The organism is Paenibacillus sp. S29 (assembly GCF_049319765.1).
Lineage (GTDB): Bacteria > Bacillota > Bacilli > Paenibacillales > Paenibacillaceae > Paenibacillus > Paenibacillus polymyxa_B.
On the sequence record NZ_JBMOUI010000006.1, the window covers coordinates 25,751 to 47,448 of the forward strand.

Consider the following 21,698-nt stretch of genomic DNA (forward strand, 5'->3'; position numbering starts at 1 on the left):
CATCTCCTCTCCATTTAAACGATTTCAGTCCACCGTTATTCTCAAAGCAGATATAGACGAAAAGGACGCTCGCAAGCATCATTACAATGCATACGAGCGTCCTTTTTCTACTTAAAATACCAACGGAGAGAGAGGGATTCGAACCCTCGCACCGCTTTCGCAGCCTAACCCCTTAGCAGAGGGTCCCCTTATAGCCACTTGGGTACCTCTCCATGGCTCCCCGAACAGGACTCGAACCTGTGACAACTCGATTAACAGTCGAGTGCTCTACCAACTGAGCTATCAGGGAACATTACTGTAAATTATCTTACAGTATGGTTAATTTACCATGATTCAGGGGGTGCCGTCAAGTGCCAACAGGCGAAGCTTCCCTCCACATTTCCCACAGCGATACCGCTGAGGATTCATCTTACGCTTGCGCATATACTCCTGTTTACAGGAAACGCATACTAGCTTGTAACGATAAGGCTGAGGCTTACGTTCCGTTCTTCCCGGCAGAGTCTGACAATGCCTGCTTCCTCCTACACGGGCCAGCCATGCTTTGAAGTCAGCATCTCGATGCTGATAGCCCATCCCGCGCAAATGCAAATGATAATGGCACAGCTCATGCTTAATAATTTTCTCCACCTCAGAACGTCCGTAAGCTGCGAGTTGATGTGGATTAATTTCAATATGATGACTTTTCATAAAATACCTACCACCTGTGGAAGACAAGCGCGCATTAAAGGTGGCTTGATGTCGAAACGGCACGCCGAAGCTCTCCAGCGAAATGCGCTCTACCCATTCTTGAAGCTCTTCATTACTCATAGAACGGCTCATTGAATGGTTCATTGAATTGCTCAGGGACTTGGACTCCATCCTAACGGTCTCTCCTCCTTTGCTCCTTACTGACAAGCATATTATAAAATAACGACCGAAGTCTAACCCCCAATTCATAAGCACACTTTAGGTACCCACCCCATATGCTAAACATACAGATGTAACGCAGAGGAGGAGATCGGCTTGCCTCAATGGCTCAGCAACCAGCTCATGCGGGCCTTTTACAAAAAGGACCGGCGCCAAATTAAACTGTTGAACGATTGTTGGTTTTTTTATCATAAAGCACCTGGCGTGGAGTTCGATGCCAACAACGGGTAAAAGCTAAAGGCATCCAAAAATGAAAGCCGGAATCTCCGATACAGTTCGGAGATTCCGGCTTTTGTTATACCTTCACAAGAAGGTTGTACAGCTTTATTTAAAGTATTATGCCTGCGATTGCGCCTCTGCAGGAGGTTTCATCGTCAGACCAACCCTGCCTTTTTTCAAATCAACATTCAACACCCACACCGTTACGTTATCACCGACAGATACGACATCCATCGGATGCTTTACGAAGCCACTGCGCAGCTGTGAAATATGAACCAACCCGTCACTTTTAATACCGATATCGACAAACGCGCCGAAATCAATGACATTGCGGACGGTTCCCTGAAGCTCCATACCCGGTGCCAGATCCTCGATCTTCAGCACATCCTTGCGGAATACCGGCAACGGCAGCTCGTCACGCGGGTCACGACCCGGACGCTGAAGGCTGTCCAGAATATCCTTCAGTGTCGGCACGCCGACTTCCAGCTTGGCGGCCAGTTCGTCAATGTTGGACACACTCAGTGCTTCCATTGCAGTCTTAGTACCCAGATCGTGAGCGCTGATGTTCAGTTCCGCCAACAGGCGGTCTACGACAGCATACGATTCAGGGTGAATCGGTGTGCGGTCCAGTGGATTTTCTCCACCCGGTATACGGATAAAGCCTACAGATTGCTCGTAGGTTTTTGCACCAAGACGCGGCACCTTCTGCAACTGACGACGATTGCTGAATTTTCCATTTTCCTCACGGTACTTAACGATGTTTTTGGCAATCGTCGCGTTGATCCCTGCTACATAGGATAACAGCGCAGAGGAAGCCGTGTTCACATCCACACCGACATGGTTAACGGCTGATTCGACAACGTCCTTTAAGCTTTCATCCAGATGTTTCTGCGACACATCATGCTGGTATTGGCCTACACCAATAGCCTTCGGCTCAATCTTGACCAACTCAGCCAGCGGGTCCTGAACACGACGTGCGATGGAAGCCGCACTGCGCTCGGCCACGTCCAAATCGGGAAATTCCTCCTGTGCCAGCTTGGAGGCAGAGTATACGCTCGCGCCCGCCTCATTGACGATCAGATACGCTAGACTGCTGTCACCAATGTCCGCGATGACTTCCGCTACGAATTGCTCTGTCTCGCGCGAAGCGGTTCCGTTACCAATGACAATCAATTCAATCCCGTATTGGGCAATCAGCTGCTTGAACTTTTCAGCAGCCTCGCGCTTCTTGTTGTTCGGCGGTGTCGGATATGTCACAGCCACTTCCAGCAGCTTGCCCGTGTCATCGACAACCGCCAACTTACAGCCTGTCCGATAGGCCGGATCGACACCGAGCACACGTCGGCCCTTGATCGGAGCCTGTAGCAACAGACTGCGCAAGTTGCCTGCAAAGATGGAGATGGCCTGCTGCTCGCCCTTCTCTGTCATTTCAGCGCGTACTTCACGCTCGATAGATGGCGCGATAAGTCTTTTATACGCATCCTCAATGACACTGCGCAGCAGCTCCTCCACGACAGACGATCCTTTAATCACTTGACCTGCCACGTAATTGTAGATGGAATCTGGCACTACCTCCAGACCAACCTTAAGAATGCCTTCCCGCTCTCCGCGATTAATCGCCAGAATACGGTGAGGTGGCATTTTCTTAGCAAGTTCACGATAGCTATAGTAGTTCTCATACACGGATTCTTGCTCCGCATCCTTCGCTTCGGAGGTCAACATACCATGGTCCAGCGTATATCGACGTACCCATTGGCGAATAGCCGCATCATCCGCTATATTTTCAGCTAAAATGTCCAAGGCTCCTTGGATGGCCGCCTCGGCGCTGTCCACTCCCAGTTCCGCATTTACATAAGACTCGGCTTCTTTCAGAGTATCGCCCTGCTTCGGCTGGCTCCAGATCCAAATGGAGAGCGGCTCCAGTCCCCGTTCCTTTGCTACACTGGCGCGGGTTTTGCGCTTTTGCCGATACGGACGGTACAGATCCTCCACTTCCTGAAGTTTAACCGCAGAGGTGATAGCAGCCTGCAGGTCTTCCGTCAGCTTGCCCTGCTCATCAATAATGCGGATGACCTCTACCTTACGATCCTCCAGATTACGCAAATACACCACACGATCTTCAATTTCACGTAGCTGATTTTCATCCAGCTCTCCTGTCATTTCCTTACGATAACGCGCGATAAAAGGAATTGTATTCCCTTCATCCAACAAACTGATCGTTGTCCGGATTTGCTTGAGTGCCAGCGACAGCTCTCTCGCCACTTGTTTGACAATCCGCTCTTGGCGTTCTGCTTCGTTCGGCTCCTGCCGGATTTCCGTCTTCGTTTCCTCGTTAGACAAACCTATCCCTTCTTCCTCACAGCTCTTGTCTTACACCATGTCTTTCATTATCACAAAAAATGATTCAAAGCGCCAGCAGGTGACGTTAAAGCAAGCCCTACCTGCATTTTTCATCGGACAAACAAAAGGACAGCGCCCAAGCGCTGCCCTTTTCCCGTTTCACTCGTCGTTCCATCACGCTAAAAATCAATCAAACCGAGACTGATTTGTAGCGAATCGCTCACTTTGCGCATGGTTTCTTCATCTAAATGGGTGATTTTGTCGGTAAGCCTTTGCTTGTCGATCGTCCGAATTTGCTCCAGAAGAACAACAGAATCACGATCAAAGCCATGCGTCGCCGCGTCGATTTCCACGTGTGTAGGCAGCTTTGCCTTCTGAATCTGGGCGGTGATGGCTGCTACGATCACAGTAGGACTAAACCGGTTGCCGATATCATTTTGAATGATCAGCACAGGTCTGACGCCACCTTGCTCGGAACCGACTACGGGTGAAAGGTCTGCAAAAAAAACGTCGCCGCGCTTTACGATCAATATGGATTACACCCCGCTAACTGTACGGCCCAAGGTGCTGTTTGCATCTTCCTCCGCGTGAAAGGCTTCGGATGCCATGGTTAAGTTAATTTTAGCCATTTCCATGTATCCACGCTGCATAGCTTCACGAATGTAACGTTTTTTTCGTTCACCTACATACAGCTTCATGGCCTGCCTGATAAATTCACTGCGGTTGGAATTTTCCATAGCTACGATCCCGTCCACTTCCTGCAAGAGATGATCTGGCAAACTGATCATTATTCTTTTGGTGTTCTGCAAATTGGCCAACTTCTCTTCCACCCCCAAAACCTTGTCGCCATTGTACCATTATAACGTTATTCCCGGTAATTTATTCAAACGGAATACAAGAGAATGTATATGATATTCGTATATCATCTATGCTGCATTCCATTATAAACTACGCAGTTCGTTTTCGTACAGGCGTTTGATCCCCGAAATACAAGTGTCAGCGGAGCCTGATGCGTCTTTTGACAGTTATAGCGCTCTTTTCTTTCCTTTGTACATATTTCGGGACGTTCTGCGAAAACTCCTGCTTTTATTCGGTAATTTGCGTTATGAAATTAATTCCAGCGGGTTGGAAGAAGCGAGTTCACTCGAACAACAGGAACATGACCTCGTGTGTATACACGCGGTACCCTGTCTGCGATCATGCAGATCACCTCATAGTGGATCGTACCAAGCTTGGATGCCAGCTCATCCGCCGCGATAGTTTCGCCGGACTGCTGGCCGATGAGAACAACCTCTTCGCCGGTTTGGATTTCTTCCGCATCTTCTGCGAAAGATTGTAAGGATACCATACACTGGTCCATGCAAATCGTACCGAGTACCGGGACGCGGCGACCGCGTATCAACACTTCGATCTTCCCACTCAGCATGCGGGAGTATCCATCCGCATAGCCGATTGGCAGTGTACCGATCCGTTCTTCACTGGAGGTTACATACCGGGTGCCATAGCTAACTCCCCAGCCGGGAGGAAGCGTCTTGGTATAAACCACCGCCGTCTTCAATGACAATACAGGCAGCAGCTCAATAGCTTGCCGGTTAACCTCATCAGACGGGTACAGACCGTATATACTGATACCAATCCGCACCAAATTGGGGGAAAGAGAAGGGGTATCAATGGTGGCGGCGCTGTTGCCCGTATGTATAATGGGAATGGTGATACCTTGTTCCCTTAGCGCTTCCGCCACGCCCCGAAACCGATCATATTGTAGCAGTGTATAGCTTTTGTCTTCTTCATCCGCGCGGGCAAAATGGGTGTACATGCCTTCCAGCAGCACTTGCTCTAATTCGTGAGCCTGCCGGACAAAAGCCATAGCCTCTTCTCCAGGCAGCAAACCCAGTCTTCCCATGCCGCTGTCTATTTTGATGTGCACCTTCAACTTGCGTTCGTTTCCTTGGCGGTCCAGTCTACGGATACCGTCCAGCACTTCCTCACTGAACACTGTCAATGAGATATCATGCTCCCAAGCCGTTTGTACAGCTTCCGGTGAGGTATAACCGAGTACTAGAATTGGGAGCTGAACCCCCGCATGACGAAGCTCCAACGCTTCATCCAGAAAAGCGACGCTCAAATAATCTGCACCAAGGCGTTCCAATTCCTTTGAAATTTCCACGGCACCGTGTCCGTAGGCATTAGCCTTGACACAGACCAGTATCAGCTTATCCGCTGGCAATGCCTTGCGAAAAGCTTCATAGTTGGCGCCAAGGTGATCCAGGTTGATTTCGGCCCGGGTCGATCTGTATTGTGCTTGCAAATCCAGTCACCTTCTTCAATTGTTAGCCTGTAACATAACCTTTAACCATTCGGAGTGTGGCAAAGTTCTTGCTTCCAAAGGTTAATGGTAATGTTCAAAAACGTGGCTGTCAAATGGCAGGAGAAGTTTGCCAGCATCCTCTACAATGAACACGACATACAAGCGGTGCACATCCTAGACCGCGAATGAACAAAAGACGGATACGGGCGGCAGCAGAGCATTTTTACACTCTAGACCGTCTGCATCCGTCTATAAAGTTTTATTTACCCGATTGATCCTGTATAGAAGCGGCAATTTGTATCATTTCGCTCACAGGCAGGTCAGCACTGGTGATTCTGAACTCGATTCCGTCATTCATCCAGGTCATCGTCTGCTGTTCGCTTCCGGTCAGAACGGCAAAACTTCCTCCAATATCAACCAGTTCGCCTGCGGCTAGTGCGACTGCCCGATCTTTTGGACGCGCCTCCACAATGGTATAATTATACGTTCCACTATACCGCAGCATCACGGCATGTGTACCATTATCCTCCAGCTCCGGCGTATCCTTGATCTGTACTCCGGCTGGCGTGTAGGACGGTTCGATCAAGCCGAATTCACCCATCACAGCTTCTGCCGCATCTGTTCCCGCTGACGTTCCGTTTGCGGCATCCGATGTGCTCGGGGTTTGTTGCTGCGCCTCTGCGTTGGCTGCTGCGTCCGATTTGGATGTATCATTTGTGGCAGTACCGTCCACCTTCGCTTCCCCTGACGGCTGCTGGACTGCATCCCCTGCTGTTCCCTGCTCTTGTCCGGGTTCGCCAGACGTCACGCCAGTCGTCCCATCTATCGCACCGGAAGGATCAAGCTGACCGCTGGGCTCCACTGCTCCGGAAGATGGAGCCCCTTCGCTACCCGTACTCGTCTTACCTGAAGCCATGTTCCGCTCCATATCAAAAGAGTCTTTGTCAAACTTCGTATCAAAAGCAAATTGATCGAATTTCAGATCAACAACTACCTTGGCATTCGCATCAGACACCTGTACCTGAGTCGGTGCATAGTCATTTTTGGACAGCCATATCTTTTGTCTCACCAGCGCATGGCTGTTGTAATTCGCTGCCACATCAAACACATAGGATTTATCGTCGGTAGCCAACTGACGGGAGGCATCGCCGATAATGCTGCGAACCAACGTTTCATATAAATATACTTGACCCTGATTGTTTGGCCAGTCGCTTTTGAAACGGAAGCTTTTGTTCAGGCTGGGTGTCAGTACAAATACACCCTCATCATTACGAAGCACAATTTGCGTAACATCCTTTTTCTCGTTCGTCATGGCAATTCGGTAATAGGACGGCTTGCGGTAGGAAATATCCACCTTGTATTCCTGCGGCGTGTCGCCGGTATGCAGCGTCATCAAAGCTGTACCGTGGTAGCTGTTCAGGTCGCTCACCACGTCACTCAAATCTTTAACCACATCGTCCGCGCTCTTCTTGCCGCACCCGGCCAGCAGCAGCGTTACACACATGACCATGGCAAGCATCCATGAAATCCGGCGCATGTCATCAACCCCTTCAGCACATGTTTTAAATGAATTAGTACATGTCTATGAAGGACTTGTTCGATTTATGCAGACTGGCATGACAAGCTTGAACGTATCCTTGCGTAATACTATAGAATCTTTTGGAGACTGATAATAAATTCATACAGGAAATAAAAAGAACCTCCCCCGTTCAGTTCACTGCTTTTTCATTTTAAAGAAATTGCGTTGATTGGTGAGCCTACCGATGAATTATTATCACGTCCCAATTCATATCACTGTCTGCTTATGTTCATCGGTGGGACAGGTATGGTGGACATTGGCTCAGAGCAGTATCTATTCCATACAGGTCATGGATATTGGCTAGCTCCAGGTGAATCCTATCAAATCGCTCCCCTGAATGGAACTGTGCCCGAATACTACAAAATCACGTTTGAGGTCATCGATTTGCCGTCAGAACCACAAGCGGACATGGCCTTGGGTGAACACGCAGTACGTATGCCATCCCTATATCACGGACCTGTCCTGCCGAGCAGGCGAACGTTTCCATATGGCAATACTCCCAAATGTTTCGTAAAATCACAGGCAAAAAGCCGCTGCATTACCTCACTGAGCTGCGCTTGAATCATGCCAAGCGACTGCTGCTGGATTGCAAACGGCCTTTACGTGAAATTGCCCGTCAGGTTGGTTTCTCTGACGAATATTATTTTAATCGGCGGTTTAGGCAATTGACCGGGATTCCCCCGGGCAAGTACGCGCTTTCTGTCTCCGGTTCTGTGCGCGTCAAGGATTGGACGGGTCACCATATTCATATTCCGCGCCGAGCAAGCCGCATCATCTATCATGGAGAAACGATGGGCGATCTATTGGCATTAGGGGCCAAAGCCATCGGGGGAAGTCTGCGACTCAGTGAATACAGCGTCTATAAACATCGTCTTGTGAATGTCGCCGATGTGGGCCTTCCCCTGGATATTCGCTTGACCAGCGCTCTTGATCCTGATCTAATTATCATCGCTAATTCGGATGAACAGGAATATGAGCGCATTGCCAGTATCGCTCCCACCGTCACCTTCAACTCCTTCGCCACGCTGGAGGAACGGATGCGTACACTTGGCGCCTGGCTCGGTAAGGAGCGGGAGGCCGAACGCTGGTTGTCTACCTTCACAGCCCGTAATCTGGCAATGTGGCAGCAGCTCGGTACGCAAATCACAGCCGGAGAAACGGCCTCCGTCTTCATCTTCGATCATGGTGATCGGCTCTTTGTCATGGGTATGTCCGGATTCTCGTCGGCCCTCTACCACCCACAGGGCTTTCAGCCCGTTGAGCCGATCCAAAAGGTGCTCGACAAGGGACATGGCTTCGCGGAAATAGATCCGAACGAATTGCCTGATTACGCCGGGGACCGCATTTTTATGCTTGTTCCGACAGTCCCAGAATCCAAACGTACGCTGGAACGCATGATCAGCAGCCCTCTCTGGCGCAGCCTTCCTGCTGTACGTCAAGGTCGGGTATATTTCGTAGAAGCTGACCGATGGAACTGGAGCGATGCCATGACCCGGCAAGAACTGCTTACTGCACTGCCCAAACTGCTCGTCACTTCATCCTGATAAGCTGCCATTTTTCTAAAGATACTACATTAGACCATGAATGCTTCCATCTGCCTCCAGCGACATATGCTCAGCTGCTGGGGATTTGGGTAATCCTGGCATCGTCATAGTATTGCCTGTTTCCACGACCACAAAGCCTGCCCCTGCGGACAAAGAAACGCTGGACACGTGAATGGTAAAGCCCTCCGGTGCACCTAGCAGAGAAGGTTGATCTGAGAAAGAATACGGTGTTTTGGCCATGCATACAGGCAGTTGTCCAAAACCAAGCTGCTCCATACCGGCCAACGCCCGTTTGGCCGCAGGAGTGTAAGCTACCCCTGCCGCACCATAAAGCTCCTTCGCAATGACACTAATTTTCGCTTGCAAATCAAGTGTATGCTCATACAATGGTGCAAAATGGGCTTTGTCCTCCTGGAGCAGGTTTAGGAGGCTTTGAGCCAGCTTTTCTCCACCTTGGCTTCCCCGTGCCCACACCTGTGACAGCTCTACGGGTACACCCAGCTTGCGGCATTCCGAGAAAATCAGTTCCAACTCGGCTTCGCTATCTGTTACAAAATGGTTGACCGCTACCAGTACTGGCACGCCAAACTTTTGCAAATTCCGAACATGCCGGTTCATGTTGACTAATCCAAGTTGCAATTGCTCCAGATTTTCTGCGTCCAGCTCATTTTTAGCTACACCACCGTTATATTTCAGCGCTTTGGCGGTTACGACCAACAGAGCCGCATCTGGCTGCAAACCGGATTGACGGCACTTGATGTCAAAAAACTTTTCCGCTCCCAGCTCGGCCCCGAATCCAGCCTCCGTGACGACCACCTCTCCCAGCTTCAGGGCCAGCTTCGTACCGATCAAACTACTGCATCCATGCGCAATATTCGCAAACGGTCCACCATGCACAATAACTGGAGTTCCTTCCAACGTTTGCACCAGATTGGGTTTCAATGCTTCCCGAAGCAGCACAGCCATACCTTCCACCGCCTGGAGTTCCTCAGCTGTTACCGTTTCGCCATCTTCGTTATAACCAATCACCATCCGACCCAATCGCACTTTAAGATCGTCCATATCTTCACTTAAACATAATACCGCCATCACTTCTGAAGCTGAGGTAATGAGAAAGCCACTTTCTCTCACTGCTCCATTACCTGACCCCAATCCGGTCACAATATTTCGTAAACTCCGGTCGTTCATATCGACAGCGCGTTTCCACACGATCCGCTCCGGTTTCAACCGCAAAGCATTTCCATGAAACAAATGGTTATCGATCATCGCTGCCAGCAAATTATGCGCAGCTGAAATCGCGTGAATATCACCTGTAAAATGCAGGTTAATGTCTTCTGCCGGAACAATCTGAGCTTGTCCTCCCCCGGTTGCTCCTCCTTTCATGCCGAAGCAAGGGCCAAGGGACGGCTCACGCAACGCAGCAACGGTTTTATGCCCCAGCGCATTCAGCGCCTGTGACAGCCCGATGGTTGTCAGCGTTTTTCCTTCTCCCGCCGGCGTGGGATTCATTGCCGTAACCAGCACCAGCTTTCCATTCGGGCGATCCTTTAACTGCTCCCACAGGGACGGATTCAGCTTCGCTTTATATTTTCCATACGTCTCCAGATGTTCTTCTTCAATTCCTGCTTCCTTGGCTATATCAATAATCCTCTTCATCTTTCGTTATGTACCCCCCGTTTTATAAGTCTGACCGATGGTGTCAAACCCTGTATCGTTTTATTTTACCAAAGTGTGCCGCTTATTGCGCTATGATTCATTTCATCGCAAGCGTTGCTATCATGTGAGTTATAAAAAAAAGAGCATTCCCCGCCCGCATGGACTTTGGTGGATGCTCTTTTGATACGTCTCGTTTAACAAACAGCTCTCAATTTAACCTGCAAAGTTAGCAGCGTAATTCTCAGCAATAAATCCCTTAGAAATCAGGATAGCTTGGGATTTCTTAGTAGCAGGGCCATAGCCTTGGGACAACAAATCATTAATATGTAAGCGGTTATATATGAAGCAAAATACAAAGTTGGATGCCCCACTCGTAAGGATCGACACCAGAAAAATAATAACAGCCCACTTCCAGTCCCCTCTAAACAACGCAGGGAAAAAACCGAAAAAGAGCGTAGTCCATGAAAAACCTACTTTGCGTTCCTTGATCATTCCAGTTTTATTTCTCAATTTAATCTTCATTTACCCCTTACCTCTCTTTATATAGTCTTTTAGAACTATATTAGATTATATAGGACAGAGGGAATAAATGGAACTGATTTCGTAAAATCATAAAATTCTCAAATACTCTCTAGTTTATAATGCTTTTCTAGCATTTCTTTAAAAACATCAACAGGGTACTTGTATTCGACTGTTTTGAAAACAATCCGGTTATTCCACTGGTTTTTTTCCAGCTCGCACCCATGCTCCATATCCAGTTCCTTCATGATAAAAATAATCTCATCTAAGGTTCTTATTACACTATGACTATTCGTCGTCGTAGCCAGCATCTGCTCGCCTTCCTGTGTGTAAGCCTTTACGATCTGTTCATCAAAGCCTTCGCTGATCATCAATTCCTTCAAGGCTTGCACAAAAAGAGTCGGCAGGTTGTTGTACTGCGATTTTTTAATCCCAAAAAGCGTGATGCTTAAGCGGGATATATCATGCATAAACACTATATTTTTTCTTCGATTCAGTAAAAACAAGCTGGCATGCCAACTATTCAAAGGCGGATAAATATCAACTTGAAGTGGTTGAGTCTCCCATTCCTTCAGCAGTTTTTGTGTTCCTCGTATGACAAACATCGTCGCTCTCCTTTATTGACGGTCCTGTACCGCAGCGTGATTCGACATACCCAATCTCTCATATGAGGCATGTCCCGGATATCATAACACCGTATTCCAAACATCGGATTATAAACTCTTTCAGTATAATATAGGGGAATCATAGATTACCAGACACATTAATTTTCTCTTTGGATATTTATTATGGAAATCCCCTCCACTGCTCTATATAATTCAGGTACAGTTCGTCACGCGAGCTTAATCTAAAAATTAGGGGTGTTCCACACCTATGTCACAACATATTTTACTAATTGAAGACGATCTATCCATTGCCGAAATGCTACTCAAAGCACTCAGCAAGGAAGGCTACAATTTAACTACCGCCTATGACGGGGAAGAAGGGCTTCTCGCCTTTGAACGTCATACCTATGATCTGGTACTGGTGGATTTGATGATGCCGAAGGTGGACGGTATGGAGGTGATCCGCCGGATCCGTACCCACAGCGCCGTACCGATTCTGATTATGTCAGCCAAGGACAGCGACGTGGATAAAGCGCTTGGACTGGGCTTTGGAGCAGACGATTATGTTGCCAAACCTTTTTCAATGCTGGAAATGACGGCTCGTATTCAGTCCGCGATCCGCAGATCTACTACATATGCCCGTCAGCAACAACAGGAGGAACAGCCTCAAGCACAAGTTTTGACCTACGGCAGTCTGCGCATTGATTTTGATCATTTTACAGTCATACGCAATGAAAATGAAATTCAGCTAACAGCCAAAGAGTCCGATATTTTGAAGCTATTTGTAGCCAATCCGAACCGGGTATTTACAAAAGCACAATTATACGGATTTATTTGGAAGGACGATTATATGGGCGACGAGAACGTGATTAACGTCCATATTCGCCGCCTGCGTGAGAAAATCGAAGAAGATCCCTCTCATCCTGTCCACATTAAAACGCTATGGGGCATTGGCTACAAATGGGAGAATGGCTGATATGAACATCGAAAACATTTCTGAATGGATTGTCGGCCTCATCATGTCAGTCGTTATAGTATGGCTTTGGCGGGAGCGTATGGCCTATAAGCGCAAAATAAAGGATATCCGAACCCTACTAGAGCGGATTGTGACGGTGAATCATGCGGAAAAGCTGCTATATGTCACAGGTGACGTTGAACTGCAACGACTCATGACGGAAATTAACCGACTGCTGGACTTGAATCTCAGAGTGTCTGCGGATTACAACCGTAGCCAAATCGCCATGCGCAAAATGATTTCGAACATTTCCCACGATCTCAAGACACCGCTTACGGTTGTGCTTGGATATGCCGAGATGCTGGATGGCGATCCGACTATTTTGCCAGAAGAACGTATAAAGCTGCTATCCAAAATTCATCAAAAGACAAGCGAAGCGATTGAGCTGATCGGCAGCTTTTTTAGCTTGGCGAAGCTGGAGGCTAATGATACGGATATTCCGTTGACTCGACTGGAAGTGGGAGAACTGTGCAGACGCAGCATTTTGGAGTTTTATGACCTGCTGACCGCACAGGGATTTACTGTGCATATTGAGATCCCGGAGCACCCCATTCATGCCTTGGGGAACGAAGGAGCGATTGGACGGGTGCTGAACAATCTGATCTCGAATGCCATTCGTTATGGGGCAGATGGACGGACGCTGGGGCTGGCTCTATTGGAACAGCAGGATACAGTGCGTATAGAGGTATGGGATCGTGGCAAAGGCATACAGGAATCTGAGCAAGATAAAGTTTTTGAACGCATGTACACACTGGAGGACTCCCGTAATAAGGCGGTACAAGGCAGCGGACTGGGCCTTACGATTGCCAAACGCCTGGTTGAAACGATGAACGGAGAAATTCAATTGACTAGTAGACCTTATGAGCGGACAGTCTTCTCTTTTACATTGAAGAAAATCAACTATTAATCGAACTCAGCATTTTGCATAATTCGATTTGTGCTCAACTTAATAAATTTGTAAGAATCACGAAAGAAAAATGAACATTTCGCCCTTTATCCTTGAATTATCAGCAGTATACGAAGGGAGAACATCCATGACTTACGTAATACGTACACATCAGTTGACCAAGGCCCTGAAGGGCAATGAAATTGTAGCGGGAGTCAGTATGAATGTGCGCAAGGGAGAAACCTATGGCTTTCTCGGCCCTAACGGGGCAGGCAAGACAACGATGATGAAAATGATTACGAATTTACTCAAGCCGACTTCGGGTGAAATTGAATTATTCGGTGAGAAATTAACGCCAAAATCGTATCATCTGCTCGGACGGATGGGTTCGATTATTGAATACCCGATTTTTTATGACAGACTGACGGCACAGCAAAATCTCGAACTTCATTGTGAATACATGGGCTACTATAATAAGCAGGCGGTTCGGGATGCCCTGGAATTAGTGAATTTGCGAAATGCGGATGACAAGCCGGTAAAGGATTTTTCGCTGGGAATGAAGCAACGTCTTGGGATTGCCCGCGCTATCGCGACTAAGCCAGAGCTACTCATTTTGGATGAACCCATTAATGGTCTGGACCCCGTGGGTATCAAGGAAATCCGCCAACTATTCCACATGCTATGCAAGGAATATGGGATGACTCTGCTCGTGTCCAGTCATATTTTAGCGGAAATAGAGCAGATTGCGGATACGGTAGGCGTGATTAATCACGGACGACTGATTGAGGAAGTATCGATGGAGCAGGTGCGGGAAACCAATACGGAATATATCGAATTTACGACCAACGATTGTAAAAAAGCGACCTATGTCCTCTCCCATCATCTGAATCTGAATAATATAAAGGTACTAAATGAACAGAGTATACGTATTTACGATTCAAATGTACCACAGAAACAAATTACGAAAACACTCATTTTAAATGATATAGAGGTGGATTCCATTCATCAGAAAAGCAGCACGCTGGAAGACTACTTTTTGCGCCTGTTAAACGGAGGTGATCTCCATGCTTAAATTGATGCAGTTGGAGCTGAAAAAATTTCATCTCGCGGGTTATATCCGTTCAGCACTGATCGCCAATGCATGCATTCTTGGGCTGCTCTGTATTATCGCGCTGGACAGTCAAAGTGAAGGAATACCCGAATTCACACAATACACCCAACTCTTGGATCTAATAGACAATTTTGTGAGAGCAACATTTATTGTATTTTCCTCCGTTTTGCTATGCCGCTTTATCGTCGGAGAATTTAAATCCAAATCGATTACAATCTTGTTCATGTATCCGATTCACCGTCAAAAGCTGATGATCGCCAAGCTCTTGGTTGTGCTGCTGTTTACGTTCTTGTCTATTATTATTTCGGAAATAATCATTACGGCTGCTATTCATCTGCTCAACCAGTTTGTCTTGATTGTACCGGATAACCTTACTCTTTCCATACTGGGCCAACAATCAGCACGAACGCTGATCAATGCCGTTGCTGCCAGCTTTATGGGATTGGTTCCGCTGTATATGGGGATGCGAAGATACTCTGTACCCACCACCATTGTGACCTCAATCCTGATTGTAGCATTGCTTTTCTCCAATAATAACGGTGCTCCACTTAGTTCCATAGCCCCCGTGCAAATTGGCTTCTCTCTACTAGGAATGCTTGTGGCTTATGCGGCGATTCGACGTATTGAGTATAAGGATATTACCTCGTAATATGTAATTTCGTAGAGCGCTTTCAAAAAAAAGATGAAAATCATTGTTAGATATACACACATTTTTCACTGGACTTCATTCTAAAACAGGTATATCCTATAGGAGAAATTAAAAACGGAATAAGGATCTTCGGGGTAGGGTGAGATTCCCAACCGGCGGTATGGCTCATGGAGCTAAGCCCGCGACTCTGTATCTGGCAACAGGATACGGACTGATTTGGTGAGATGCCAAAGCCGACGGTAAAGTCCGGATGGAAGAAGATCGAAATATCAACATGCCGCGAAGTGGATGAATACTGCGTTATTAGTTTTGCAGCAACTTCATTTAACTTGCATAAAGCGGCAAGTTTATTTGATCAACCCCCGTCTTGCATGGCCTTTCGCCATGGACGGGGGTTTTTGTGCCACCGGTCCTGTATTCGCAAGGAGCTAATTGAGTATGAGTCAATCTTCTACTGTACTAACATCCAAAGGTTTTGATCGTAGCTCCCACATGAAAAGCGGTTTTTGGCTGGTCGCAATTGGAGCAGCCTTGTGGGGCGCAGACCCGCTTTTTCGTATTATTTTGCTAAAGTCATTTACTTCAACACAAATTGTACTTATGGAGCATGTGCTGCTCTTCCTCGCTCTGACACCGATGCTGTGGAAGCATCGTGAGGAACTCAAAGCGGTACGGCTTCGTCAAGTTTTCGCTATTTTATTCGTCTCATGGGGCGGCTCGGCTCTGGCCAGCGTGATTTTCACTATGGCGCTCAGCAATGGTGATTTGAATGCTGTACTCTTACTCCAGAAGCTTCAACCCTTGGTCGCTATTGTTCTAGCCCGTATTATTTTGAAGGAAATGTTGCCGCGTCATTTTGGATTATTAATTGTTGTCGCTCTGTTCGGGACGTATCTTCTGACCTTCGGTTGGTCGCTCCCCTTCGGACATGTTCGTGATTTTGTTCAGGTTGGTAGTCTGCTTGCACTCGGTGCAGCAGTGCTGTGGGGCGGTTCGACAGTCATGGGAAGTTACTTGCTTCGTTCAATGAAATATGAAACAGTAACCTCCCTCCGCTTCATGGTGGCGCTCCCTCTGCTGATTGTCCTCACCTCTGTAGAGCATGCGCCATGGAATATGCCTGCCGGTACATGGGCGGGCGCAGCTGTGATTATCAATCTGCTATTGCAGGCATTGCTTCCGGGTCTTCTCAGCTTGCTGCTGTATTACAAAGGCTTAAGTACGACCAAAGCGTCTTATGCTACGATGGCAGAACTGAGCTTTCCCATGGTTGGTGTCGTGATTAACTGGATCGCATTTCAGCAAATTGTCACTGTAGCGCAATTGACTGGTTTTATGCTCATCTGGATTACGCTCTTTATGATTTCACGTCAGCAAAAAAATTAACAGTTCAACGTCCCTTTCATGACTCACCCAAGCCAAATCGTGAAGATGCTTTTGTATCTCCGATTTGGCTTTTTTATGTATTCGTATTCATATAAAATATAGTTCTTCAGACCCATCTTTCAGAAAAAGTGTCTAAAACATGTAATTATTCTTCGTTTCTCAAAGATTACATCTATAAAATTAGTCGGTTTCTGTCGAATAAAAGAATGTAGTGATCATCAGACACAGAGGAGCAAGAGCTATGACTAAAACAAAACAAACAGTTCCGTGGTGGAACAGGTTTCTCAAGCAGTTTTATTTAATGAGGACAAGATTAATAATATCTTTTTTGGCTGTGTTATTGATTCCGAGCGTACTTATCGGGTACTTTTCCTATCAGGGGGCTACAACACAACTCAGTCAGCAAATGGGCGGTTCCGTATACACGAATCTGTATTTGATCCAGAGCAATGTCAATCAGTATGTAGCGCCCATTATGAAAGACCTGGACGTGCTTACCACTGAAATCAATTCTGATTCCATTGGTACCAACCAAGAGGCCCTTCAGAAAAAGTTAGATGTCATCGTCAAGGCTCATCCCGAGCTAGATGCCGCGCTTCTCGGCAATGCGAAAGGGCAATACATACGTTCGCCGAAAAAACAGGAGGCCGATTATGACCCCCGGGAGAGAAAATGGTACAAAAATGCGATGCTGGAAAAGGGCAAAGTATTCGTCGGTGTTCCAGTTGCCAGCGTCACGACAGGGAATTTAGTCGTTAATATATCGGGAACGCTGGAGGACGGTGAAGGAGCTGTTGCATTGGCTTTGAATCTGGACAAGATGGGTGAAAGTCTGCAGTCTGTTAAGATTGGTGAACGCGGAGGACTCATTATTGTTGATTCTGAACATAAAGTTGTATCTGGGACTGGAACAGCCTTTAACAAGACAGGCAAAAAACCGGCTGACGCCATAGAGGGACTTCCCGAAGTGGCGACAACCGTCGAAAATGATACTCCTTCCATGTCGCAAATTCAATTTATGAATCGAGATATGCTGGCCTTTACACTTAAGGACCCTCTCACCGGATGGAGCATTGTCGCACTGTCGGATCTGGAGGATTACAGTGATGCAGCCCAACCGATTCTGAAGCAAAGCCTGATTGTGATTGTCATTTCCATACTTGCCGCTGCGATCATCATTGTGCTTATGGTCCGCTCGTTCTTAATTCCGCTGCGCAAGCTGCAAGCAGGAACACGCATCGTCCGTGACGGAAATCTGACCGAACGTGTTAACCTATCCAGCAAGGATGAGTTCGGCGAACTGGCACAGAATTTTGACCAGATGACGCATTCCTTGCATACGATGGTTTCCGAGGTCAATCAAACGTCCTCCCGACTTGCTTCCTCTTCTCTGATGATCAAGGAAAGCACAGAACAAACGACGGAGTCCGTACAACACGTAGCGGAAACGGTTATGGAATCCGCAGAAAATGCAGCCACCAGCGCCGAGGCATCCGAGCAAACCGCTAATGCCGTTGAAGAAATGGCCAAGGGTGTCAGCACCATTGCCGAATCAGCAAGCTCCATCGTAGATTCAGCAGGACAAACCGAGCATGATGTAGCTCAAGGCAGTCAAATGATCAGCCATGTGCGGACACAAATGGACCGTATTCTGGAAGCTGTAAGCCAAACGGCTAGCCTGATGGATGAGCTATCCCAGCTCTCAGACGATGCGAAGCAGATGAATACAGCTATTGCCGCCATTGCCAAGCAAACCAATTTGTTGTCTCTGAACGCGTCTATTGAAGCTTCCAGAGCTGGCGAAGCCGGGCGTGGATTTGCCGTAGTCGCTATAGAGGTACGCAAGCTGTCTGAGCAATCCAAGGAAAGCGCAGATTCCATCAGTCAGATCATTACTCAGATGCTCGATTTGATTCAACGCTCCACCGCTACCATGAACGGTAATGTTCGTAACCAGGTAGGTGAAGGATTACGTATTAGCCAAGATGCAGAAGGTGCATTTACGAATATTGAACGCTCTACATCTCATATTGTGGAACAAATTCAAAGTGTGTCGGCTGCGGCTGAACAAATCTCAGCCAGCACAGAGGAAGTTTCGGCTACTGTCACCCATTTGGCAAGTCTGTCTCGCAATTCGGCGGACAGTTCGCAGACAACCTCTGCTGCCGCTCAGGAGCAAATGGCGGCCATGGAGGAAATCGCATCTTCGTCTCAGGAGTTGTCCAACATGGCGCAGGATTTGCAACAGCTGGTTAAGCGATTTAAGATTTAAGTTACACATCGTATCGTTGCAATTTCATGAAAGTAAGAATGAGCAGCAGTATATCTAATGACTAACAAAAGCCTTCGTCCGTATGCTAATTACGGGCGAAGGCTTTTTCCATGTGAGTACTTGGGGTGATCTCTCTTATTTACTTATAGGGTCATCTGACCGGTTAACTGACGGCGTCTATCTCCTTCGGGGTCGTGCTCCATTTTAATATCCTGATGGAAAATAGCTGTAGTCCGCTCTTCCCTGTCGTACATCGGCCAAGCCTCCTCGGACAGCACAGGCTTCCCATCACGTGCAAAAGCAACCCATGCCTGCTGCATAGCTTGAGCGAGCTTCTGCATCGACGGTTGAATCTCTAATCCAAGCTTACCTAGCAGCTCCAGATTATCGAAAACAAACGCAATTTCGGCACCGTGAACCGCTTGTCCAAAGGTAGGATGCCCCGGCAATGTCCAATCAAAACGATACATCCATACAGGCGCATGCGCCGACTGCGCAACAGCAAGAGCCAATGCAGGACGCCAAAAAAATAAATCAGTCAACATTTGTGCCTGTCCCTCAATCGTAACAGGAAATGGTTCTATCAGGTCGCCGATGTCTGACATGCCCGTCATCATTTCCAATGCCTGACTCGCTGTTGACTTGTTCATTAGATGGGATTCTTTTCGGATGAAATAGGCCCCCTCATGCAAGTTCGTTCCAATCAAAACGGATACCTGTTTTGCTGAACCTTGCGCGATTGCAGACAGCGGTTCATCTGGCAAGGTCACACCGTCCACGACGGGTTGATAGATCATCGCCATCCCTGGTCCGATGACTTCATGCGTCTTCGCCATAGCTAGCATCAGCGCATCTGTCGGCAGCGTAAACAACCGTTCTGGATGCTGAGTGTCCACACCTAGCTGCTGCAGATACACAGCCGTCACTTGTTCGGCCTGTGAGGTTGGCAATACCTGCGACGCACCGCTCTGCAAAATCGCACGCTGGAACAGTCCCTTAGCGGCTGGCATCGCCAATAAAGCGGCAATACTCATCGCGCCTGCCGATTCACCGAACACCGTTACTTCGTCCGGGTTACCGCCAAAGGCAGAGATGTGATCCCTAACCCATTCCAGCGCAGCGATCTGATCCAGCAGTCCCGCATTAGAGGTCAGGCCATCTCCCTTTGGAGTCAGATGCAAAAATCCTAACGGCCCCAATCGATAATTAATCGTAACAACCACAACATCGCCATTCTTCGCCATGCGTTCCCCGTCATATAAAGGTATAATCCCGGACCCCGTGACAAAGGCACCGCCATGAATCCACACCATCACCGGACGTCCCTTCTCAGGAGCCTTCGAAGCAGGTGTCCAAATGTTCAGGTATAAGCAATCCTCTGACTGCTCAGGCGGCTCCACCAGATTTCCAGTCATACTTTCAGCGGATGGCATAGGTTGCGGACAGATTGGCCCAAAGCTCGTCGCAGCCCGCACACCCTCCCAAGACTCCAAAGGCTGGGGCGCGTGAAAACGTAGTTTTCCAACAGGAGGCTGTGCATATGGGATACCTTTCCATACATGATATCCATTCCCGGTTTCCCCACGTAATTGACCTAAACGAGTATGTACTGTAATACTCTCCATCATGAAGCCTCCTTTATTTCGTATCTTCAACATAACGGTATAATATCAATCTTTACATATCTCTATTATACCCTTTGCACACGGCCAAACCAAAAAATACCGGAAGCACTTTTGCGCTCCGGCATTTTTATAAACAAGATAGGGAAATAGCGATTAATCCCGAACTTCTTCTTTGGGAATCAGCTTATAAATTTCTTCGCTTTCCATAGAGTCAATTAGTCGGTCTAGCCACTTGTAATAAGCGACAGCCTGCTTCATTTTCATACGATCTTGCTGAAGAATCGCCTTAAATTCCTCGTACTCTTCACCCTGATTCATCAATCTGTCCAGCTCATCAATGGCTTTGCGCAACACCAGTAAATTTGTTTCTACCGCTTTTCTCCATTTAATAGCGAAGAAATCAGTGAAGGTTTGATGCCAGTCATATTCGACTTCATACAAGTCTTTGCGTGAGCCCTTGCTCCAAACCTTATTTACCATTTTCAGATCCAATAATGTTCGAACTCCTGTACTCATGCTCGTTTTGCTCATTTCCATTTCACGGCCCATCTCGTCCAGCGTCATCGGTTTATCCGCAAAGAAAAGCAAACCGTATAAATGCCCCGCAGACAAAGTGATCCCATACAGGTCCATGTTTTTACCTATAGCTTCTATAACACGTTTGCGAATTTTTTGCAGCGAAGCCTGCTGCTCATCACCTAACTGGTACAAGCTCATGCTTGCAACCTCCTAATTTTAGAGCATTTTGCACAACCTAGTATGAACGATTTACCCGTAAAAGATTAGCTTTGACGCAATGTATGAAATCTTTCAATTAATAAGTGAAATGTTTCAAAAACAAAGCTTCTGTCTATATTACAACAGCATGGATCGTTCAAAATCATAATTCGCAAAATTGCTAATGATAGTAAACTTTTAAAATTATGAATATACATAAATCTTTTTCTTATGGTTATATTTCATTGTCTATTTTAAAAAAAGCACTATCGGTTGTAAAGTTCCGAATGTTTGAGCATTCTAAAGAACGAAGGAGCATATCAGAGGAAACTTTGTACAGTTTTTTCTGTACGTACTTTAT

At 47.3% G+C, this 21,698-nt stretch carries 20 protein-coding genes, 2 tRNA genes and 1 riboswitch; of the genes, 9 read left to right on the forward strand and 13 right to left on the reverse strand.

The annotated features are described in order from the left end of the window. Nucleotides 1-123: 123 nt before the first annotated feature. The 3 genes from ACL9RM_RS11990 to ACL9RM_RS12000 form a co-directional block, all read right to left on the reverse strand. Nucleotides 124-212: transfer RNA gene (locus ACL9RM_RS11990), tRNA-Ser, on the reverse strand. 1 nt (nucleotide 213) lies between these two features. Then, nucleotides 214-289, reverse strand: a tRNA-Asn gene (locus ACL9RM_RS11995). Nucleotides 290-333: 44 nt separating this feature from the next. After that, nucleotides 334-858: a SprT family protein gene (locus tag ACL9RM_RS12000; RefSeq protein WP_053324897.1), complete on the reverse strand. Its 525-nt coding sequence runs from the start codon at nucleotides 856-858 to the stop codon at nucleotides 334-336. A 144-nt stretch (nucleotides 859-1,002) separates the two neighbouring features. Between ACL9RM_RS12000 and cmpA the strand changes: the two genes are divergently transcribed. After that, a complete protein-coding gene (gene cmpA / locus ACL9RM_RS12005; RefSeq protein WP_007429337.1) occupies nucleotides 1,003-1,137 on the forward strand; it encodes a cortex morphogenetic protein CmpA in 135 nt (44 codons plus the stop codon). A 105-nt stretch (nucleotides 1,138-1,242) separates the two neighbouring features. Here cmpA and ACL9RM_RS12010 read toward each other — a convergent pair whose 3' ends face one another. The 5 genes from ACL9RM_RS12010 to ACL9RM_RS12030 form a co-directional block, all read right to left on the reverse strand. Continuing rightward, nucleotides 1,243-3,465, reverse strand: coding sequence for a Tex family protein (locus tag ACL9RM_RS12010; RefSeq protein WP_250267758.1), 2,223 nt, complete (start codon nucleotides 3,463-3,465; stop codon nucleotides 1,243-1,245). Between the two features lie 179 nt (nucleotides 3,466-3,644). After that, on the reverse strand, nucleotides 3,645-3,995 hold the full coding sequence (locus tag ACL9RM_RS12015) for a type II toxin-antitoxin system PemK/MazF family toxin (protein WP_007429335.1): 351 nt from the start codon (nucleotides 3,993-3,995) through the stop codon (nucleotides 3,645-3,647). A 6-nt stretch (nucleotides 3,996-4,001) separates the two neighbouring features. Further along, on the reverse strand, nucleotides 4,002-4,283 hold the full coding sequence (locus tag ACL9RM_RS12020; RefSeq protein WP_007429334.1) for a CopG family ribbon-helix-helix protein: 282 nt from the start codon (nucleotides 4,281-4,283) through the stop codon (nucleotides 4,002-4,004). Nucleotides 4,284-4,576: 293 nt separating this feature from the next. Next, nucleotides 4,577-5,773, reverse strand: a complete 1,197-nt coding sequence (alr, locus tag ACL9RM_RS12025) for an alanine racemase (RefSeq protein WP_250267757.1) — start codon at nucleotides 5,771-5,773, stop codon at nucleotides 4,577-4,579. A 259-nt stretch (nucleotides 5,774-6,032) separates the two neighbouring features. Next, entirely contained in the window at nucleotides 6,033-7,310 is a 1,278-nt protein-coding gene (locus ACL9RM_RS12030; protein ID WP_250258972.1) for an outer membrane lipoprotein-sorting protein, read from the reverse strand. A 207-nt stretch (nucleotides 7,311-7,517) separates the two neighbouring features. Here ACL9RM_RS12030 and ACL9RM_RS12035 point away from each other — a divergent pair, with 207 nt between their 5' ends. Together ACL9RM_RS12035 and ACL9RM_RS12040 are read left to right on the forward strand one after the other, a co-directional pair. Beyond that, the gene (locus tag ACL9RM_RS12035) at nucleotides 7,518-7,913 is read left to right on the forward strand and encodes a hypothetical protein (RefSeq protein WP_250267755.1); all 396 of its coding nucleotides are present in this window, start codon (nucleotides 7,518-7,520) and stop codon (nucleotides 7,911-7,913) included. Beyond that, on the forward strand, nucleotides 7,856-8,896 hold the full coding sequence (locus ACL9RM_RS12040; RefSeq protein ID WP_414126327.1) for an ABC transporter substrate-binding protein: 1,041 nt from the start codon (nucleotides 7,856-7,858) through the stop codon (nucleotides 8,894-8,896). Before ACL9RM_RS12035 ends, ACL9RM_RS12040 begins: the two co-directional genes overlap by 58 nt. A gap of 24 nt (nucleotides 8,897-8,920) precedes the next feature. Here ACL9RM_RS12040 and ACL9RM_RS12045 read toward each other — a convergent pair whose 3' ends face one another. From ACL9RM_RS12045 to ACL9RM_RS12055, 3 genes are all read right to left on the reverse strand, one after another. Then, nucleotides 8,921-10,552 carry a formate--tetrahydrofolate ligase gene (locus ACL9RM_RS12045; RefSeq protein ID WP_414126328.1) on the reverse strand — a complete coding sequence of 544 codons (1,632 nt, stop codon included), beginning with the start codon at nucleotides 10,550-10,552 and terminating at the stop codon, nucleotides 8,921-8,923. Nucleotides 10,553-10,765: 213 nt separating this feature from the next. Continuing rightward, entirely contained in the window at nucleotides 10,766-11,074 is a 309-nt protein-coding gene (locus ACL9RM_RS12050) for a hypothetical protein (protein ID WP_013309242.1), read from the reverse strand. Between the two features lie 98 nt (nucleotides 11,075-11,172). Next, a complete protein-coding gene (locus ACL9RM_RS12055; protein WP_414126329.1) occupies nucleotides 11,173-11,676 on the reverse strand; it encodes a DUF6933 domain-containing protein in 504 nt (167 codons plus the stop codon). Between the two features lie 268 nt (nucleotides 11,677-11,944). Here ACL9RM_RS12055 and ACL9RM_RS12060 point away from each other — a divergent pair, with 268 nt between their 5' ends. The 6 genes from ACL9RM_RS12060 (at nucleotide 11,945) to ACL9RM_RS12085 (ending at nucleotide 18,995) form a co-directional block, all read left to right on the forward strand. Then, on the forward strand, nucleotides 11,945-12,652 hold the full coding sequence (locus ACL9RM_RS12060) for a response regulator transcription factor (RefSeq protein ID WP_069291369.1): 708 nt from the start codon (nucleotides 11,945-11,947) through the stop codon (nucleotides 12,650-12,652). 1 nt (nucleotide 12,653) lies between these two features. Beyond that, nucleotides 12,654-13,598, forward strand: coding sequence for a sensor histidine kinase (locus ACL9RM_RS12065; RefSeq protein ID WP_061829584.1), 945 nt, complete (start codon nucleotides 12,654-12,656; stop codon nucleotides 13,596-13,598). Nucleotides 13,599-13,725: 127 nt separating this feature from the next. Further along, a complete protein-coding gene (locus ACL9RM_RS12070) occupies nucleotides 13,726-14,649 on the forward strand; it encodes an ABC transporter ATP-binding protein (protein WP_061829585.1) in 924 nt (307 codons plus the stop codon). Continuing rightward, entirely contained in the window at nucleotides 14,642-15,337 is a 696-nt protein-coding gene (locus tag ACL9RM_RS12075) for a hypothetical protein (protein WP_069291366.1), read from the forward strand. The genes ACL9RM_RS12070 and ACL9RM_RS12075 overlap by 8 nt, the downstream gene beginning before the upstream one ends. A 121-nt stretch (nucleotides 15,338-15,458) precedes the next feature. After that, nucleotides 15,459-15,603: riboswitch (FMN riboswitch) on the forward strand. A gap of 172 nt (nucleotides 15,604-15,775) precedes the next feature. After that, on the forward strand, nucleotides 15,776-16,723 hold the full coding sequence (locus tag ACL9RM_RS12080; RefSeq protein WP_076292438.1) for a DMT family transporter: 948 nt from the start codon (nucleotides 15,776-15,778) through the stop codon (nucleotides 16,721-16,723). A gap of 241 nt (nucleotides 16,724-16,964) precedes the next feature. After that, the gene (locus ACL9RM_RS12085; RefSeq protein ID WP_250267733.1) at nucleotides 16,965-18,995 is read left to right on the forward strand and encodes a methyl-accepting chemotaxis protein; all 2,031 of its coding nucleotides are present in this window, start codon (nucleotides 16,965-16,967) and stop codon (nucleotides 18,993-18,995) included. 143 nt (nucleotides 18,996-19,138) lie between these two features. On the opposite strand, the gene ACL9RM_RS12090 is transcribed toward ACL9RM_RS12085, so the two are convergent. Together ACL9RM_RS12090 and ACL9RM_RS12095 are read right to left on the reverse strand one after the other, a co-directional pair. Next, nucleotides 19,139-20,620: a carboxylesterase/lipase family protein gene (locus tag ACL9RM_RS12090; protein ID WP_250268893.1), complete on the reverse strand. Its 1,482-nt coding sequence runs from the start codon at nucleotides 20,618-20,620 to the stop codon at nucleotides 19,139-19,141. A 153-nt stretch (nucleotides 20,621-20,773) separates the two neighbouring features. Then, the gene (locus ACL9RM_RS12095) at nucleotides 20,774-21,337 is read right to left on the reverse strand and encodes a GbsR/MarR family transcriptional regulator (protein ID WP_028543060.1); all 564 of its coding nucleotides are present in this window, start codon (nucleotides 21,335-21,337) and stop codon (nucleotides 20,774-20,776) included. Nucleotides 21,338-21,698: the final 361 nt, after the last annotated feature.